The organism is Pseudoalteromonas sp. TAE79 (genome assembly GCF_000498015.1).
Taxonomy (GTDB): Bacteria; Pseudomonadota; Gammaproteobacteria; order Enterobacterales; family Alteromonadaceae; genus Pseudoalteromonas.
On the sequence record NZ_AUTL01000100.1, the window covers coordinates 1 to 18,614 of the forward strand.

The following is an 18,614-nucleotide window of genomic DNA, read 5'->3' on the forward strand; positions in this document are numbered from 1 at the left end:
CTAAGGGATCCCCAAAAATAATTATTAAATTTCAATCACATCACTCACATCCATATTTTTCCAATCGAGTTGCACTACCACCTGTACGAAATAGGCTAGCCCTTCCAAGTAATCTCGCCGCCGCAGCTTAATGGACTGTTTTTTGAAGTATCGCAACCCAACAAATGCCCATGACACTACTCGCCTGTTTTTGCTTGAGTTAGCTTGAAAAGCCCCTGTCTTTCCTGCTTTGTCTATCACAGCACCCAGCATCATTGAGAACCAATGAGCCAATGTTGCGAGCAGTAAAAGTATGTCTAATCGATAGAGTTTGTTCGTTCTGTGCAGATCTGAGCCTAAGCCGAACCTAACACTTTTTTGGTCTCGAAACCCTGCCTCTATCTGCATTCTCATTCCATATAGCTTGAGCACCTTTTCGAGAAAGTGGTGTCTTTTTGGAAGAGAAGAAACGAGTAGCCAAGGCTCCTTATAACCGCGTTTTTTATCTCTTTTTAATAACTTATGTCCCTTGCCAACCAACACTGCATGAGTTTGATATTTTGCACTTTTGGTCAGCTCGGTCGCGCCAAGATACTGGCTCTTACGCTGATTGTTCTTGAATAGTGACTGGCATGGAATAAACTCATCGCTGTCCTGCGTTTTCAAATGTGCCGTACCACGAACCCGACTAATATAATGCCAGCCATTGTTCCGCACGGCTTTGAGCCAGGGGACTTTAAAGCCCGCATCCGTCACAATCACGGGGCGGCAATCACTCGGCAAGATCAGTTTGAGCATCTTTAAAAACCGTTTTTGCACTTTTGGGCAATGATATTGAAAGCTGAATGCACTTTCCTGATACAGGGTTAAAGAGCGACCTTCACTGACAATGCTGGCACGCAGAATACAGTATTTGGTTTGTGTATCAGCATGGCTCCAATCGACCAAAATGACGGGATGCTTTTCAGTGACCACAAAACGGGTTAAGCGAACATAAACCGATATCGATTCACGCAAAAGCTCATTGTTACTGAGTAGTCGGTCAATACGTTTAATATCATGTTTTTCAGTTGTTTTTGAATCCAAATTGCGGCCGATAGACGTCAAGGTGCATTGCTGACAGTGCAAAAGAGATTTAACGGCAGCGACTAGAGTATTAAATCTGGCTTTATGAATAGAGTTAGGGGTGACAGCGCGGAGCATATTGTGCAAAATAGTAGACGCATTCATGGTGTTTAGTTCTGTTGTTTTTAAGCGATTCATAAGATCACAAAACACCATGAATGTTCCCTCACTACCCACATTTTTTAATACTGTTAGTTCATTGATATGTAAAGGCTAATTCTGGGGATACTTTAGGGCAAACACAGAGCTTTATATTAGCTCCTTTGCAATGCGCTTTAATAAGTAAGTTTCTCGTAAAATAGAAAGCCCTTGTTTTTCACTGTTAGCAATGGTGCGCTCGTTATGTGCAATTGCGTCGTTAATGTTAACCCATTTAGCGGTCATGCCATTTTGCTGCTCATAATGCTCTAACTGTGCTTTGCCAAATTCGTCGGCAATATTACATACAAAGCAATACGATTTAATATGAATAATATCAAAGTCGTCTTTATACCAAGGGCGATACTCTTCATAGAGTCCAAAGGCTTTAACAACACTTATTTTTTGTGCACCGGTTTCCTCGCTTAGTTCACGCATCAAACCTTGCTCAATACTTTCGCCTTCATCTACTCCACCACCAGGTAAACTGTAGTCTTCATAGCGGTTTGTATACATTAAAAGTATTTTATTATTTTTAATAACAATGGCGCGAGCCGTTAAACGGGTAAATTGACTGCCTTGGTCAATATTAATACCTGAATGTATTAAGGTTTTTAATTGCTGCATTTCGTCTCCTTTTTTAGGTTTTTAATGATAACAGTTGCTACCATTCTATAAATAGAAACGATTTTAATTATTTTTCGTAATTTGTGATCGTTTTTTTTAAGCGTACGTAAATATTAGGTTGGTAAAATAGATAGCATTGGATTACTTAACTATTTAAGTAATTAGATTCTAGGTGCGCCTTTAAATTAATATTTAGGATGCGTAGAATAAGAAAAAAAGCATAGGGATTTATCATGTTAGACATACTTTTAGTAGACGATGACGTCGAGTTTAGTGACGTTGTATGCCACATAGTCGAATTCCTCGGCCACAATATAAGCACCGCAACCAGTTTAAAAGAAGCACATCAATGGTTTGAAAATAATACCTTTGACCATGTGTTGCTTGATTTTATGTTACCTGATGGTAGCGGTTTGCACTTACTTGATCACCTAAAAACGATTGGGCAATCTCCAAAAATTACACTTATATCGGGTCATCCTTCAGTTAAGGGCATTTTAGCTGAGATGTGTGAGCCAAATGTAGGGCATTTATTAAAGCCATTACAACGCGAAGATTTAGAACTGGTTTTAAATGGCCCTAAAAAAGCAGTTAAAAAAGCAAAGTCGGGCGGTATAACGCGTCACTTTGGTGGTTTAATTGGCGAATCAGAAGTAATGCACAAGCTTTACAATATGATTGAACGCGTTGCTAAAACAAATGCCAATGTAATGTTGATGGGTGAAAGTGGTGCAGGTAAAGAAGTTGTAGCTCAGGCTATTCATAACGCAAGCCAGTGCGAAGGCCCGTTAGTGGCGAGCAACTGTGGTGCGCTTTCAAAAGAATTAATAGGTAGTGAGTTATTTGGCCATGAAAAAGGCGCCTTTACCGGTGCTATAGCCCGCAAAGAAGGTGTATTTGAGCAATCAAATAACGGTACTTTGTTTTTAGATGAAGTGACCGAAATGCCAATTGATATGCAGCCAAATTTACTGCGAGTGCTTGAAACTAAAAAAGTAACACGCGTAGGTGGTAACAGAGAAATACCAACCAATTGTCGCGTTATTTCGGCCACTAACCGCTCGCTTACCGATTTAGCGCAAAATAATATTATTCGTGAAGATATTTACTTTAGGTTGGCTGTTTTCCCTATTGATATACCGCCGCTACGCGACAGAAAAGAAGATGTACCGTTATTAGCGAAAGCATTTTTAGATCAACTTAATGATGAAAATGGCACTGCATTTAGTTGGACACCCGCACAGCTTAAAGAACTGCAAAGTTATGAATGGCCAGGTAATGTGCGCGAAATTCGCCACGCAATACACCGAGCATTCATTATGAGTGACCCGCAAACTAGCGATATTATTTTACCTGATAACTTAGAGTCGCCGTTTTCACGTGTTAATAACCAAACTGCAGATAAGCCAGTATCAGCAGGGCAAACTATTGAAGAAGTTGAAAAAGAGCTTATTCATGCAACGCTTGACAAGGTGCAAGGTAATAAAACGCTTGCTGCACAAATGCTGGGTATTAGTACTAAAACACTTTATAACCGCCTTAATGCATATGGCGGTATTGGCGAATACAAATAGATTTGAGGAAGGGCATGACATCCGATAACCAAACAGAGCAGCTAAACAAGTTAGTTCACGATGCAAGAGCGCCGCTTAATCGTATATCGATGAATGCAGAGCTTATTAAGTTGGTACTCGAAAACGATATGCCAAAAGATAAAGCGCTAGATGCACTTGATAAGATTATTAACAACTGTCAACAATGCAGTGAAAGTTTACAAAAAATAACTGACTCTCAATAAATATTAAGTGTTGTATAAACGCTAATTCGGGAAGCTAAATGAGCAAACAAGAACATCAAGGGAAAGCGAATATTACTTGGGCAGCTTTTATAGTTGTTGTGTTGAGTATTATTGTGGGTAACGCATTTTTAGCATTGAATACGATTCAAGGTTTAACACAAACCCAAAAAAGTTTAGACAACACTAATATGCTGACAACAGCAATTGAGCAACTACATTTGTCAATAGTGCAGGCTGAATCAGGCCAGCGTGGCTATTTATTAACAGAAGAGACTGACTATTTAACGCCTTACTACGATGCTATTGGACAAATTGAGGCGCAGACAGATCATGTTAAGTCGTTGCACTCTGAAATTGACGGTCAGGCTGAGCGTATTGCTCAGTTGCTTGTACTTGTCGATAGCAAAATTAAAGAGCTGAAGCAAACTGTAAACCTGGCACTTGATGATAGAGAAAGGCGTGCATTGTATGTGTTAAATACACATAAAGGCAGGGAGCTTTATAAGCAAATTAGAGAGTATGTTAATGAAATTCAAGACCGTGAATTACTCTTTAAAGTGAGCCATTTTTCAAAGTTAGCGCAAATTAAGAATGAAGCTAAAATCACGTTTGCTATTACAGCAGTCACAAGCATATTACTTATTATAGGTATGTTTGTAATGACGCGGCTTAATTTAAGAAATGCGGCACGGTATCGCTTTGAGCTTGAAAAACAAAACGAAACATTAGCAACTAAAGTGTCTGAGCGTACACAAGAGCTAACGTTGTATTCTGATGAACTGAGCCGAAGTAACCGAGAGCTTGAGGAGTTTGCTTTTGTTGCAAGTCATGATTTACAAGAGCCTCTTAGAAAAATTCAAGCCTTTAGTGACCGTCTCGAAACCATGTTTAAAGATGAGCTTGGTGAAAAAGGGATTGATTATATTGGACGCATGAAAAATGCGGCGCAACGCATGTCTAATTTAATAAACGACTTACTAGAGTTTTCACGTATTACCACCCGCGGTAAAGATTTTGATGATACAAATTTAAACGACGTTGTAACCGATATACTCAGTGATTTAGAAATTGCCATAGGCGAGTCTAATACACAAGTTGATGTAGAGGATTTACCAGTTATTCAGGCTGATAAGAGCCAAATGCAGCAGTTGTTTTTAAACTTGTTGTCGAATGCTGTTAAATTTAGACGCCCAGATGTAAGTCCACATATAAAAATCAGTTACCAGCATGAAGACATTTTTAGCGAGGATCATAATGCTAATTTAAGCTTTCAAGTTATTACTATAGAAGATAACGGTATTGGTTTTTCACAAGACTATGCCGATAAAATATTTGTACCGTTTCAACGTTTGCACGGTCGCTCACAATATAAAGGCACAGGTATTGGCCTTTCTGTATGTAGGCGTATTGTGGAGCGCCACGGCGGAACAATTACAGCCCAAAGTAAAGACGGTGAAGGTGCAACCTTCATTATAAAACTACCTGTGGAAGCTGAGCTTTTCACATTGCAAGGAGAGGCTTAAATGCCCTATTCAAAAGTAAAACCTATTACTATTTTAATGGCAGACGATGATGAAGATGATCGTTTGTTAACACAAGATGCCCTTGCCGAAAGCCGTGTACTTAACGAGCTTCATTTTGTAGAAGACGGCGTTGAGTTACTTGAATATTTAGAACGTAAAGGTAAGTTTGAAGATAAAACAGTGTCGCCGCGACCAGGATTAATATTACTTGATCTAAATATGCCAAGAATGGATGGCCGTGAAGCGCTTGAAGCTATAAAAGGGAACCCTAATTTAAAGGGAATTCCGGTCGTTATTTTAACTACATCTAAGCAAGAAGAAGATATGGTTAAAGGGTATAACTTAGGTGCTGCATCTTATATTACAAAACCAGTGACGTTTGATGGTTTGGTTGATTTGATGAAAACGCTAGGAAAATACTGGGTAGAGTTTGTAGAGCTACCGACAACATTTAACGATTAATGGAGATTGTATGTTAGATAAAGTGACTCAGTTGCTGCTTGTAGAAGACGATGAAGATGATTATATACTCACCTGCGACTATCTGGACCAATTGGATTCACACACGTTTAACATTCAATGGATAAGCTCCCCAGAGCAGGCAATTGCAACGCTTAGTAAAAATGAGCACGACATTTGCCTGCTTGATTACCGCTTGGGTGCATCTAATGGTTTAGATGTATTAAAAGAGGCCATTGCGAATGGCTTTAGCGGCCCAATTATTATGCTTACCGGGCAGTCAAACGATGAGTTAGACTCGGCAGCGCTTGACGCCGGTGCAGTAGATTACTTAATAAAAACAGAAATGAGTTCGAGCCGTTTTGCACGTGCTATTCGTTATGCACTTGCTCGTAAAGATGTTGAAGGCGAGCGAGTTGAACGTTTAAAAGCCGAAGCTGAAAATCGTTCAAAAGACCGCTTTTTAGCCCATTTGAGCCATGAATTAAGAACCCCTCTATCATCTATTTTAGGTTACACCGAATTATTAATGCAGAGCGATTTTAGTCAGCAAGCAGAAAATGAATTGGGTGTTATTTATCGAAATGGTAAACATTTATTGAGCTTGTTAAACGACGTGCTCGATTTATCTAAAATAGCGGCCGATAAACTCGAACTGACCTTAAGCGAAGTTAACCTTGATAGCATGCTTGCCGATGTATACACCTTAATGCGTGTATCGGTGCTTGATAAAGGCCTTACACTGCGTTTTGAATCTCAACAGCCATTGCCCTTAGTTGCACGACTGGATGCAACAAGAGTTCGCCAAATTTTAATAAACTTAATAAACAATGCGGTTAAATTTACCGATAAAGGCGAAATTGTTGTTAATGCGTGGACGCAGTGGGTTGATGATCGTGAAATGCTATTTTTTAGCATTAAAGATTCAGGCATGGGCATTGCCCCTGAAAAACAAGAACTAATATTTAAGCCATTTGAGCAGATAGCCGATGTGGAATCACGCTCTGTAGGTGGTGCAGGCCTTGGCTTGGCAATATGTGCTGAGTTGTTAGCGCGTATGCACGGTAATATTAGTTTGCACTCTGAAATTGGCAAGGGTGCTACATTTACGATTTCGGTGTATCCAGGTGATATTAGCGAAGTAGAACGACAAGTACTTAATTTTAGCAGCGTTCCACAACTACAAAGTAAATCGGCCCCATGCAAAGTGCATGGGCGAGTATTAGTAGTTGATGATTTACGTGATTTACGCATGTTAGTAGGGCATATGATCAGTACCTGTGGTGCGCGCGTAGATTACGCCGAACATGGGCAGCAAGCACTTGAAAAAGTGCGTATTGCAGATGCGTATAAAGCGCCTTACGATATTATTTTTATTGATATTCATATGCCTGTAATGGGCGGCAAGGAAGCTACCATAGAGCTTAGAAAAATGGGTTACAAAGGCCCAATAATCGCGCTCACTGCCGCTACTATGAAAGGCATACATGAGGAGCTTGCTGCACTTGGCTTTAACGATGTAATACCAAAACCTGTTGATAGCGCGGCTTTATATCAATGTTTGCAAGATTATTTGGTAGCGCCAGAGCATGCACCGCAAGCTAAAGATATAAATTGTAGTAAGGGCTTAACCGAGAAAAAGCAGCGCTTTTTACTTGTTGAAGACGATCACGATGCAGCGCAAATTACGCAGCTACTTTTAGAAAGTCTAGGCGTTGAAACCGTCATTGCGTCTAGCTGCGCACAATGTTTGCAAATACTTAATCACGACCAGCAATTTAATAAGGTATTGTTAGACATGCATTTACCTGATGGGCGTGGCATTGATTTAGGCCAGCAAGTTAATGAGCGATATCCAGAGCTACGCTTGGTGATTGTAAGTGGCGCAGAGCCAGATCCTAAAGAAATAAAAGATTTAAATATTGACCGAGTTTTACTTAAACCTATTAATTTGAGCTTACTTGAAACGCTTATTAGCTAGGGCCTGTTTATCTTTCGAGGTTAAATTTGCCAGTATGTTTGGTATTTAGGCAAGGCAGAGCCTGTGTAGTGTGGTTATTACCCATAAATAGGCGATAACGTAGCACAAATGCCAAACACGCGCTGCCCGAAGGGTTCTGCCCAGGGGCTATATACTCTTTGTTGCCTACATGGATTTAGGTAAGGGGCGTGAGCAGGACGCGGAAGCTTTGCTCGGTTTTTACTTATTCTTACAGGGATGTAAGTCAGTAGAATAACGCAGGAGCAGTTACCGAGCCACTAGGTTACAAATCTCGCGCCGCGATTAAATAGCCCCTAGATTGAACAAATTTTAATCCTGAAAGGTCAACAGGTCCAATAACTGAGACATTATTTATATGCATTCAATAAAGTTAGTATCTGAAGAATTAACACCATCAAAAGTAGTGTGTGTTGGCCGTAACTATACCGCACACATTGCAGAGCTAAATAACGAAACGCCAGACAAAATGGTATTATTTAACAAACCAAATAGTGCAATTACTAATACGTTATTTGCGGCTCATAACGGCGATACGCTGCATTATGAAACCGAGCTATGTTTTGTAGTTAAAAATAAAAAATTTGTAGGGGTTGGACTCGGCCTTGATTTAACTAAGCGTACTGTGCAAAGTAAATTAAAAAATAAAGGACTTCCATGGGAGCGCGCAAAAGCGTTCGACGGCTCTGTTATTTTAACTGATTTTGTAGCGCTAACAGAGACAATGAAGCACTTTACTTTTGAACTTAAAATTAATAATGAAGTAATTCAGCGAGGCGATACTCATTTTATGCTGCATAATCCGGACTCAATTTTACAAGAAATTAGTGAATTTATGAGCTTAGAAGATGGTGATGTAGTAATGACAGGCACACCGTCGGGCGTAGGCGAGGTAACACCTAAAAGTATTTTTGCTGTGGCACTTTATGCTAATGATCAGTGCTTGCTTGAGCATCAGTGGCAAGTAAGTAAAAATTAATAACTTGCTGTTGGTAGTGTTTATCAAAGTCGGCAAAGGTAGTTTTAAGCCAATTATGCTGACTTTGTTGATACTCAGGCGATTGTAGTACATTATTTTTTAGCGCGCGGTTAATTTTTTTAAGCGCTTGCTGTGCAAAATTATTAGGTGCGTTAGCCGCACAACCTATTGCTCCTCGTATAAATTGAATGTCATTTTCTGCAATTGGTACACTCTCTATATTCGTATATTCTCCTTGTTTATTAAAGTAATCGGCCATAAACGGGTAATCAATTGAGTAGTCTAAAAAGCCGTGACTCAAGCGTGCTATAACAGCCTGACTTTCATTTTCGCTACTCCAACTTAACGACGACTCTTTATCTCGTTTTGTGTTTTCAATAATTGTATTAATTTTAGTTGTAAATTTACGTGCAGCAGCTTGCCCGTATACGTATTGCGGGTCGGTTAATAAATTAATAAGGTGAATAGGCGAGCCGTGCTTTTCTTCTAATTTGGGCTTTAGCTCTTTAGTCGTGATAATTGAAAATGGGGGATATACCGTTGTTGGATTTGAGTAGTTAAGTAGTTGGTTATTATGTTTTTTATAAATAACACACGGGAAGCATACGTTTTTTCCTTCACTTAAATATTTATTTATACGCTGCTGAGGGACAATTAAGCGGGTATGTTTTACACCTGTTATTGTTCTAATGAGTTGCTCGGTTAGGTTGTCGCAAATACCGCCTTGTGGTGCACTTTCGCTTTTAGCTATATGAAAAGGGGGCGTGTAACTTTGCAGCCAAATAATTTCTTCTAGAGGCTGTAATTTTTGTTCAACAGCATGCGCGTTAAATACAATTAATAGACAAAATGCATAGTATCCGTTTCTCAGCATTGATAAGTGTTCGTTGAATTAAGAAAACTTAATTAAAGTATAGTGTTGGTTGTAGTAGGGTCAAATATTTTAGTTAAAAGCAGCCTTGTTCAAGGCTGCTTTTAACTGGTACATGCTTAATAAGGCATAGGATAGTTTTTAAATATAGTGTTAATCTCACTAAGAATTTCGTCGCTTAACGTGATGTTAAATGCATCAATATCTTCTTTTAATTGGGCTATGCTTGTTGCACCAATAATTGAAGAGGTTACGCCATCTACTTGGTTACACCATGCGAGTGCTAGTTGTGCTGGAGTAATATTGTTTGCATGAGCCAGCTCAACATACTGCTTAGTGGCTTGCTCTGCATTGGGTGTATCTCTAAAAATACCGTTGCGCTGCATGAAGGTCCAACGAGATCCTTCTGGGCGAGCACCGTTTAGGTATTTACCCGTTAATAAACCGGCTGCTAAGGGCGACCACGGTAAGTAGGCAATATCTTCGTGTACACATTGTTCTATTAAATACGGCCAGTCTTTAGCGTGCGCTAAACTAAACTCATTTTGAATAGATACCATACGCGGTAAGTTATGCTCTTTGGCCAAACTTAAAAACTGGCTTATACCCCATGGCGTATCGTCAGATAAACCGCAGTGCTTAATTTTACCTGCTTTAACACATTCATTAAGGCCCTCTAGAATATCAAGCATACTAGCTTGCTGCTCTTGTGTATTTACGTCGGTAAATTTAAGAGTGCCGGGCCATTGTCTGCCAAAGTGCGGGGTAGAGCGGTTTGGCCAATGCAGCTGATATAAATCAATGTAGTCGGTTTTAAGGCGCTTAAGTGAATCGTCTACGGCTTCTATTACCGTTTGGCGCGTAATATTGCCACCATCACGTACCCACGATAATCCATTGCCTGCAATTTTTGTAGCAAGTACCACATCGCTGCGCTTTTGCTGATTACGCGATAGCCAATCGCCAATAATTTCCTCAGTTTTTCCATATGTCTCTGGAGAGGGCGGTACTGCATACATTTCGGCTGTATCAATAAAGTTTACGCCTTGCTCTAGCGCGTAGGCTATTTGTTCATCAGCATCGCTTTGAGTATTTTGTTTACCCCAAGTCATACTGCCTAAACATACTCTTGAAACTTTAATACCACTGCTGCCAAGTGGGCTGTATTGCATGAGAATTCCTTATTGCTCGTCTTGAGAGTAGCTAACTAACGCCGATAAAAGAGGCTCTGCAATGAGGGCTTTTTGGCCTGTTTCAAAATCAAACATAACCACTTTTGAAGTGCCTGTTGTTGTTATAGCGTTTTGTGCGTGACTAAATACGGTGTAATTCATAACAAATCGGTCTGTTTTTATATCAGAAATAGTAACACCGACTGTAAGCGTATCTGGGAATGTAACTGGGCGTTTATAACGAATGTTATTTTCGCTTATTACCGGGCCCACGCCATTAGGGCTTATTGTATCGAACAGATTTATTTTATTTAAGAAGTCGATTCGGGCTATTTCAAAGTAACGTAAATACACTACATTATTTACGTGTTGTAGTGCATCCATATCAGCCCACGCTACGGTGATGTCAGTATGGATAGGGTGCTGATCTTTAAACGTTTGCATTATTTATTGGCCCTTAATTTTAAAGTACTTAGATTATCAACATGGGGTTACGAGCTCAAGGTAATTAATGGCAAGTTTTTTTATAAGATGATTGTACCTATTTAATTTTAGGTCTACAGTTAAATTGCACAGACAAACACAAAAACACACAGAGGTAGAAATATGCAGAACATAATTAACTGGTCCTTAGCTTGTTTGGTTTTTATAGCCTCTTTTACCTGTTACGCAATGGGTAACGAATCAGGCGCTATTATTTTGATGTTAGCGGGGTTTTTTTTCGAGGTTGTGTTTTGGTTGCGCGGTTATAAAGAGCAAGAAGGTAATAAGCGCTTTTTTTAATCGCTAACTAGGGCCTGTTGACCTTTCAGGATTAAAATTTGTTCAATCTAAGGGCTATTTAATCGCGGCGCGAGGTTTGTGACCTAGTGGGCTAAGTAAAAACCGAGCAACAAAGAGTAAATTGCCCCTAGGCAGAACCCTTCGGGCAGCGTATGTTTGGCATTTGTGCTACGTTATCGCCTATTTATGGGGAATAACCACACTACATAGGCTCTGCCTTGCCTAAATACCAAACATACTGCTGCAAATTTAACCTCGAAAGATAAACAGGCCCTAGGCTTGCTTATCACATTTGATTATATAATAATAACTGTATAAATAACCAGTTGTTGTTGTGGTGATGAAGAAGTTTATTCACATAGACATGGATTGCTTTTATGCAGCAGTAGAAATGCGAGATAATCCAAAACTTGCATGTGTACCGCTTGCTATTGGAGGCAATAGCCGACGAGGCGTGCTCTCAACCGCTAACTATATAGCTAGAGAATATGGCGTGCGATCGGCTATGTCGAACTATCATGCTAAACAATTATGCCCCGATTTAGTTATTGTCCCTGGGCGCATGGCTGTATACAAAGAAGCTTCAAATCAAATACGTGAAGTATTTAGCCGCTACACAGATTTAGTTGAACCTCTTTCTTTAGACGAAGCCTACCTAGATGTAACAGACAGCACCGCTTGTAAAGGCAGTGCCACACTTATTGCACAGCAAATAAGAGCCGATATTTACAATGCCACCGGGCTCACTGCATCAGCAGGCATTGCACCGATTAAATTTATTGCCAAAATAGCCAGCGACGAAAAAAAACCGAATGGTCAATTTGTCGTTTTGCCTCATGAGATCGATGACTTTTTAGCGCAATTACCGCTGGGGAAAATCCCGGGGGTGGGTAAAGTAACGCTCGAAAAGCTAAATTTAAAAGGCTTATATACCGGCAAGGATGTACGCGAAAAAGGCGTTAACTGGATGCAGCAACATGTGGGTAACTTTGGTGTGTCGCTTTATCAAAAATGTGCAGGTGAATATGTTGGTAAAGTATCAACAGATCGCATCAGAAAGTCGCTGAGTGTTGAGCATACCTACGAATACAACAAAACAAGTTTGCAAGAGTGCTTAGATGAGCTGCCAAAATTGTTAGACGAATTAGTTTTAAGACTTAATAAACAGCAATTACAAAACCGTATTAATAAGCTGAGTGTTAAAGTGAAGTTTGCAAATTTTGTAGTGACCTCAGCCGATCAGGCATACCACGAGCTAAACACAGAAATATTTATTCAACTCCTTACTAAGGCCTATCAACGAGGGCTACAACAACCTGTAAGATTACTTGGCATAGGCGTTGGCATTAAAAGCGAGCCAGAGCAAAACTTTCAACTGAGTATTCTCGATTAAGCTGTAAAGCCTGTAACCCCAAGTTGCCATTTATTGGCAACTTGTATAATTAGCTGATCTCACCTTGCTGGTCTTCAATATTTAAATCGACGATAATAGGGGCTTATGTTTTCTAACAGGACTTTATTTATGGCATACCCTCAAGCGGTTAGTGCAAGCCTTGAATGCACATCTCATGATGCGCTTATTATTATTAGTGATGACTTTTCTCTATTACCAAATAACTCATTACGTAATGCTATTTTAGACCAAGCAAAAGTTGATTCTCGTATTGGTAAACAAGTTACTTTATTAGTGATTGAAAACAAACGCGTTGTACTTGCGCCAACGGGTCCGATAAATAGAGATTACGACGATGTACGCCGTTATTTTGATGCTGCTAAATTAGCAATTAACGAAGCAAAAGCGTCGGGTAGTGTTAACCCTGCATTATTTTTACCAAATTTAAATGGCGATAGCCGTTATCAGCATGCTTTAGAAGTTGCTTATTTAGGCGCTTGCCAAGCCTTATGNATGGCAGCCATTAGAAGCGCGTGAATATCACGGTGAAAGTATTGAACCTATTACTCAAATTGGTTTAGTTGGCGCAAGCGAGCAAACAATTAAAGCAGTTAATGCAATTGCTGCGGGCCAATATGCCGCGCGTGACTTATGTGGCACCGAACCTGAGCGTATGGCTCCACCACGTTTTGCTGATTACTGCGTTGATTTATTTAAAGGCTCAAACATTGCAGTTGACGTAATTGATGATATTGCAGCTATTGATAAAAACTACCCAATGCTAAGCACTGTTGCTCGTGCATCGTATGCAGTTGAGCGCCATCACCCACGTGTTGTTAAGCTTGAATATGTACCAGAGGGCGAAATTACTCGTACACTTATGTTTGTAGGTAAGGGTCTTGTATACGATACAGGCGGCGCCGATTTAAAAGTAGGTGGCCATATGGCAGGCATGAGCCGTGATAAAGGTGGCGCAGCTTCTGTTGCGGGCTTTATGAAAGCTGTTGCGGATTATCAGCCTAAAGGCGTTAAAGTAGTATCGTACTTGGCTGTTGTTCGTAACTCTATTGGCTCGGATTGTTTTGTGCCAGATGAAATTATTACTAGCCGCGAAGGTATCCGTGTACGCATTGGTAATACCGATGCAGAAGGGCGCTTAGCAATGGGCGACCTGCTTAGCGAAATGAAAGATTTAGCTAAAGGCGAAATAAACCCAACGTTGTTTACTGTTGCTACATTAACGGGTCACGCGGCACGTGCAATGGGTCCTTACGGTGCGTATGTTGAAAACGGTCCAGCTCGTAGCGCAGGTGTTTCACGTCAAATAGCTGACCTTGGAGATTTGTGGGCCGATGGCGCAGAAGTATCGCGTTCTCGCCGTGAAGATTACGACTTTATTAAACCACGCACGCTAGCTGACGATGTACTCTCTAGTAATAATGCGGCATCTGCAGTTACTGCTCGTGGACATCAGTTCCCTATGGCGTTTATGGCTATTGTTGGTGGGCTTGATAAGCACGGTAACGACTCTGCGCAACCTTTGCCTTATGTGCATATGGACATTGCAGGAAGCGGTGTTGAAGGCGGTGATTGGCAGCATGGCAAGCCAACGGCTGCATCAGTAACGAGCTTGTTTGCACGTTACTGTTTGTAAGCTAAAAACTTACATGCAATAAAAAAGCCCTGTTAATTCAGGGCTTTTTGCATTTTATGAGAACGGTATCGATTAATCTAATTTAAAACGATTAACTACGCTCGAAAGCTCTTGGCTACTTTGTTTAAGATTATCACTGGCATCGGTAAGCTGTTTAGTATTATTTAATGATTGCTCAGTTGATTGAGATAGCTCATTAATACGCAAATTAACCTCGTCGGCAGCTTGAGTTTGCTGCTCTGTGGCGCGTGCGATTTGGCTGTTCATTTCGGTAATAATTGAAACAAGTCGTTCTATTTCATTAAGTGAAGTATTGGCTGATGACGCCTGATCTACGGTAGAAACTGAAAGTGCTTGGCTTGATTTAACTGCTTCTACTGCTGCTTTTGCACCTTCTTGAAGTTTAGTGATCATGGTTTGAATTTCGTCGGTACTTTGCCCTGTACGACTGGCCAGTGTTCTTACTTCATCTGCAACAACAGCAAATCCTCGGCCATGCTCTCCTGCGCGAGCAGCCTCAATGGCAGCATTTAATGCCAGTAAGTTTGTTTGCTCCGATATGCTTCTTATTACATCAAGTACAGAGCCTATATTATGGCTCTCGTTGGCTAAATCTTCTGTTACGCGGCTGACTGTTTCTATGTTGCTTGAGAGTGTTTCTATTGCTGTAATTGTTTGCGCAACTACATTTTTACCCGTTGATGCGTTTTGTGCTGCATCCTTAGCTGCTTGCTCTGCGGCTTCGGCGTTACGGCTTACATCATGTATTTGGTGAGTCATTTGCTCCATGGCAGCTGCAACTTGGGTTGAGCTGTCGTTTTGAAGCTCAATAAACGAGTGGCTTGTTCTACTTGAATCATCAACTGTATGCGCATGTTCGCTTACGTCGTTTGCACTTTGTGATACATGAACAAGAGACTCTCGCATTTTTAAAACAAATAAATTAAATGAGTGTGATAGTTCAGATATTTCATCGTTACCGGATTCATTTAATGTACGAGTTAAATCGCCTTCGCCTTGTGAAATGTCTTTCATCATATCGGCTGCTAAACGAGTAGGTATTAAAATGCTTTTGCCTATAAAGTAACTAAGTAAAATAACAGCAATAATCATAATTGTTGCACTGACGACTATAAGGTTTCGTTGCTCGCTAAATGCTTCGTCAATTGAATCAAGATAAACACCTGAGCCAATAATCCATTGCCATTGATTAAAACCTTTAACAAATGCGATTTTTTCAACCGGTTTTTCTTTACCTGGTTTTGGCCATTTATAAGGAATAAATCCCTCGCCAGAGCGTTTAACTATATTAACCATATCAACAAACAGTGCTTTGCCGTCAGGGTCTTTATTATTGGTTAAATCTTTTCCTTCAAGCGCAGGTTTTATAGGATGCATAACCATTTTTGGCTGGTAATTGTTAATCCAAAAGTAATTGGTTTTGTCGTAGCGCAGAGCTCCTATTGCATTAAGTGCTTGCGATTGAGCTTGTTGTTGAGTGAGAGTATTATTTTGCTCAAGGTCATAAAAGTGCTCGATTATACTGTACGCAGTTTCTACTACATTTTGTGTTTTAAGGTACTGCTCGTTTTTAAGAGAGCTATATTGGTGAGTTAAGCTGGCTATACTAAGCGCTATAAGCCCAAACACCACAATTGCTATAAGTAGCGAGAAACGTTGGAATATACTGAAACTACGTAGACTAGGCATACATTTATCCTCAAAAAGTGTGCGCTTTAGCGCATAGGATAAGCGTAGCTAAAAAGAAAGTTTAATCTAGGTCCGACGAGTAATAATGCAAAAAAAAGGCTGATTTATCAATCAGCCTTTGTCTATTTTTAAAATAGTTTAATTATTTAACATCAAAATGACGATTAAAAAAGTTTGTAATTGTTTGATGTAAGTGTGTTTGCACCTGTTTACCACGTAGGCTGTGCTTAGAGCCTGGGTAGGTCATCATTTCAAACTGTTTTTCGTTATCTTGTAGTTGCTTAAATAATTTAGTTGAATGCGTAAACAACACGTTGTCATCAGCCATTCCATGATAAATCATTAATGGGCCTTTTAAGCCATCAGCATATGGAAATACTGCGCTGTCTTCATACCCTTTAGCATTCGTATCAGGGTGACCTAAATAACGTTCTGTGTAATGCGTATCGTATAGAGCCCAATCGGTTACAGGAGCACCCGATACGCCGGCTTGNCCGCCGTAGCTGTGGCCATAAACACCGATGCGTTGTGGGTCTACGTAATCAAGTGTACGTAAAAACTCTACGCCTTTAATTTGATCGGCAACTTCAACCACGCCTAGGTTTTTATAAATAGCATCTTCAAACTTTTTACCACGGTTGTACGAACCACGGTTATCTAGTTGAAAAATGACGTAACCTTGTTGTGCCATGTACTGAAAGTACAAGTTTTTACTGCGCCAGCTATTCGTCACTCGTTGAGCATGCGGGCCGCCGTATACGTTAACAATAACAGGGTGCTTTTTGCCATCAGTAATGTTGCTAGGCTTAAATAAACGGTAATGCATAACTTGGCCATCTTCGGCTTTAATTATGCCGTATTCTGGTTTTGTTAAGTCGCTTAAATAAGGAGTAAGCGGATGGTTACTATCAAGCTTATTTTCTTCAAGCCATGTAATAAATTCGCCGTTTACTTTACGAAGCGCTGCTGAGTTTGGTTTATTATCAGACGAGCTATTATCGATAAAGGTTTTGCTGTCTTTTGCTAGCACAACATTATGGTACTGACCTTTTTCGGTGATACGTTTGGCATCGCCTTTTTTAAATAAAGGCGCGCTGTATAAATGGCTTTCAAGCGGTGTATCTTTTCGACCGGCAAAGTAAACAATGCCTTTTTTCTCATCAATACCTTTTAAGCTATCAACAGCCCAATCACCAGAGGTGATTTGACGTACAAGTTGACCGTTTGTGCGATACAGATATAAGTGTTTAAAACCGTCGCGCTCAGATGCCCATACAAAATGTTTTTTGTCTTTTAAAAACTCAAGATCAAAATGTAAGTTAATCCACGTTTCGCTGTCTTCGGTTAATGCTACTTTTTGGACTTTAGTTTCGCTGTTATAAAAACGAAGCTCTAATTTATGTTGCGAGCGATTTTGCCATTGGTAAGAAAGTGTATTGCCGTCTTTTAGCCACTTAGCACGCGCGATATAAATGTCTTCATTTTTACCTAAATCAATCCAATCTACTTTTTGGTCGTTTAGTTTAACCACACCGAGTTGAATTTTAACATTGTCGGTACCTGTAAACGGGTAGCGTTGGTTAAATAATTTAACTTCATCAGCGTAAATTTCGTTACGGATAGCTTCTTTTACTGGAGTTTCGTCAACGCGGGTATAAGCAATTTTAGTTTCATCACCTGACCACCAGTAACCCGTCATGCGGCTCATCTCTTCTTGAGCAACAAACTCAGCCATACCATTTTTAATTACGCCACCGCCATCTTTACTAAGCTGAATTTCTTTTCCTGAATCAAGCTCTAAAGCATAAAGATTTTGTTCACGAATGAATGATACATAATTACCTTTAGGTGAAAAGCGTGCATCGGTTTCAAATGTTTCAGTATTGGTTAGCTTTTTACTTTTACCTGAGGCTAAATCGTAATAGTAAAGGTCGCCGTTAAGTGGGAATAAAAGTGCTTTACCGTCTTTCGACCATTTGTACTCAAGTATGCCTTTACCAAAAATACGTTGGCGTTCGCGGCGGGCTTTTTCTTCATCTGATAGGTTTTCTGGGCCTGAAAATAATTTTGCCGAATCAACTAGCACACGATTGGTGTTATCTTTTAAATTATATTCCCATAAATCGTAGCGGTTGTAGTCATCGCTTTTACCTTGTAAATAAGTTACACGGCTGCCGTCAGGCGAAAATTTAAGTTGTACAGGTGATTTACCTGAAAGGCTCGGATCGTCAAAAATACGCTCCAACGATAAAGGTTTTGCTTGAACACTAATAGCGCCAACCATTAATGGTAGGGCTAGTGAGAGGTGTTTTATTTTTTTTAGCACAAGGTTGCCTTAGCTTATTATAAATATTGCTTTGATGGTAAAGCCAAGCGTGTGCAACTGCAACTAAATGCTATAAAG

Annotated in this window: 15 protein-coding genes and 1 pseudogene; 9 read left to right on the forward strand and 7 right to left on the reverse strand. The window is 40.1% G+C overall.

Annotation, left to right across the window (positions count from 1 at the left end; genetic code table 11):
• Positions 1-24 precede the first annotated feature (24 nt).
• Both L655_RS0105325 and L655_RS0105330 read right to left on the reverse strand, forming a co-directional pair.
• Complete coding sequence (locus L655_RS0105325) at positions 25-1,242, reverse strand: IS4 family transposase (protein ID WP_125825536.1); 1,218 nt, start codon at positions 1,240-1,242, stop codon at positions 25-27.
• 111 nt (positions 1,243-1,353) lie between these two features.
• Entirely contained in the window at positions 1,354-1,869 is a 516-nt protein-coding gene (locus L655_RS0105330; RefSeq protein WP_024604344.1) for an NUDIX hydrolase, read from the reverse strand.
• Between the two features lie 233 nt (positions 1,870-2,102).
• Here L655_RS0105330 and L655_RS0105335 point away from each other — a divergent pair, with 233 nt between their 5' ends.
• The 6 genes from L655_RS0105335 to L655_RS0105360 all read left to right on the forward strand — a co-directional run bounded on the left by L655_RS0105335 (position 2,103) and on the right by L655_RS0105360 (position 8,627).
• Positions 2,103-3,443 carry a sigma-54 dependent transcriptional regulator gene (locus L655_RS0105335; RefSeq protein WP_024604345.1) on the forward strand — a complete coding sequence of 447 codons (1,341 nt, stop codon included), beginning with the start codon at positions 2,103-2,105 and terminating at the stop codon, positions 3,441-3,443.
• Between the two features lie 14 nt (positions 3,444-3,457).
• Positions 3,458-3,667: a histidine kinase dimerization/phospho-acceptor domain-containing protein gene (locus tag L655_RS0105340; RefSeq protein ID WP_002958087.1), complete on the forward strand. Its 210-nt coding sequence runs from the start codon at positions 3,458-3,460 to the stop codon at positions 3,665-3,667.
• A gap of 38 nt (positions 3,668-3,705) precedes the next feature.
• Positions 3,706-5,190: a sensor histidine kinase gene (locus L655_RS0105345; protein WP_024604346.1), complete on the forward strand. Its 1,485-nt coding sequence runs from the start codon at positions 3,706-3,708 to the stop codon at positions 5,188-5,190.
• Complete coding sequence (locus L655_RS0105350) at positions 5,191-5,652, forward strand: response regulator (RefSeq protein ID WP_002958089.1); 462 nt, start codon at positions 5,191-5,193, stop codon at positions 5,650-5,652. It begins immediately after the preceding gene.
• A 10-nt stretch (positions 5,653-5,662) separates the two neighbouring features.
• Positions 5,663-7,630, forward strand: coding sequence for a response regulator (locus L655_RS0105355; protein WP_002958090.1), 1,968 nt, complete (start codon positions 5,663-5,665; stop codon positions 7,628-7,630).
• 376 nt (positions 7,631-8,006) lie between these two features.
• Positions 8,007-8,627 carry a fumarylacetoacetate hydrolase family protein gene (locus L655_RS0105360; RefSeq protein ID WP_002958091.1) on the forward strand — a complete coding sequence of 207 codons (621 nt, stop codon included), beginning with the start codon at positions 8,007-8,009 and terminating at the stop codon, positions 8,625-8,627.
• On the opposite strand, the gene L655_RS0105365 is transcribed toward L655_RS0105360, so the two are convergent.
• From L655_RS0105365 to L655_RS0105375, 3 genes are all read right to left on the reverse strand, one after another.
• A complete protein-coding gene (locus L655_RS0105365; RefSeq protein WP_024604347.1) occupies positions 8,578-9,501 on the reverse strand; it encodes an ABC transporter substrate-binding protein in 924 nt (307 codons plus the stop codon). The genes L655_RS0105360 and L655_RS0105365 overlap by 50 nt on opposite strands.
• A 116-nt stretch (positions 9,502-9,617) precedes the next feature.
• Positions 9,618-10,670, reverse strand: coding sequence for an aldo/keto reductase (locus L655_RS0105370; RefSeq protein ID WP_024604348.1), 1,053 nt, complete (start codon positions 10,668-10,670; stop codon positions 9,618-9,620).
• Positions 10,671-10,679: 9 nt separating this feature from the next.
• Positions 10,680-11,114, reverse strand: coding sequence for a thioesterase family protein (locus L655_RS0105375; protein ID WP_010553137.1), 435 nt, complete (start codon positions 11,112-11,114; stop codon positions 10,680-10,682).
• A gap of 162 nt (positions 11,115-11,276) precedes the next feature.
• Here L655_RS0105375 and L655_RS1000000127530 point away from each other — a divergent pair, with 162 nt between their 5' ends.
• The 3 genes and pseudogenes from L655_RS1000000127530 (at position 11,277) to L655_RS01000000125145 (ending at position 14,500) form a co-directional block, all read left to right on the forward strand.
• Positions 11,277-11,453, forward strand: coding sequence for a hypothetical protein (locus L655_RS1000000127530; RefSeq protein ID WP_198925110.1), 177 nt, complete (start codon positions 11,277-11,279; stop codon positions 11,451-11,453).
• A 340-nt stretch (positions 11,454-11,793) separates the two neighbouring features.
• Entirely contained in the window at positions 11,794-12,846 is a 1,053-nt protein-coding gene (dinB, locus tag L655_RS0105385; RefSeq protein WP_033011491.1) for a DNA polymerase IV, read from the forward strand.
• A gap of 129 nt (positions 12,847-12,975) precedes the next feature.
• A pseudogene (locus tag L655_RS01000000125145) lies at positions 12,976-14,500 on the forward strand (leucyl aminopeptidase family protein).
• Positions 14,501-14,572: 72 nt separating this feature from the next.
• Here the strand turns inward: L655_RS01000000125145 and L655_RS0105395 are convergent.
• A complete protein-coding gene (locus tag L655_RS0105395) occupies positions 14,573-16,210 on the reverse strand; it encodes a methyl-accepting chemotaxis protein (RefSeq protein WP_024604350.1) in 1,638 nt (545 codons plus the stop codon).
• Positions 16,211-16,352: 142 nt separating this feature from the next.
• On the reverse strand, positions 16,353-18,536 hold the full coding sequence (locus tag L655_RS0105400; protein WP_024604351.1) for a S9 family peptidase: 2,184 nt from the start codon (positions 18,534-18,536) through the stop codon (positions 16,353-16,355).
• Positions 18,537-18,614: the final 78 nt, after the last annotated feature.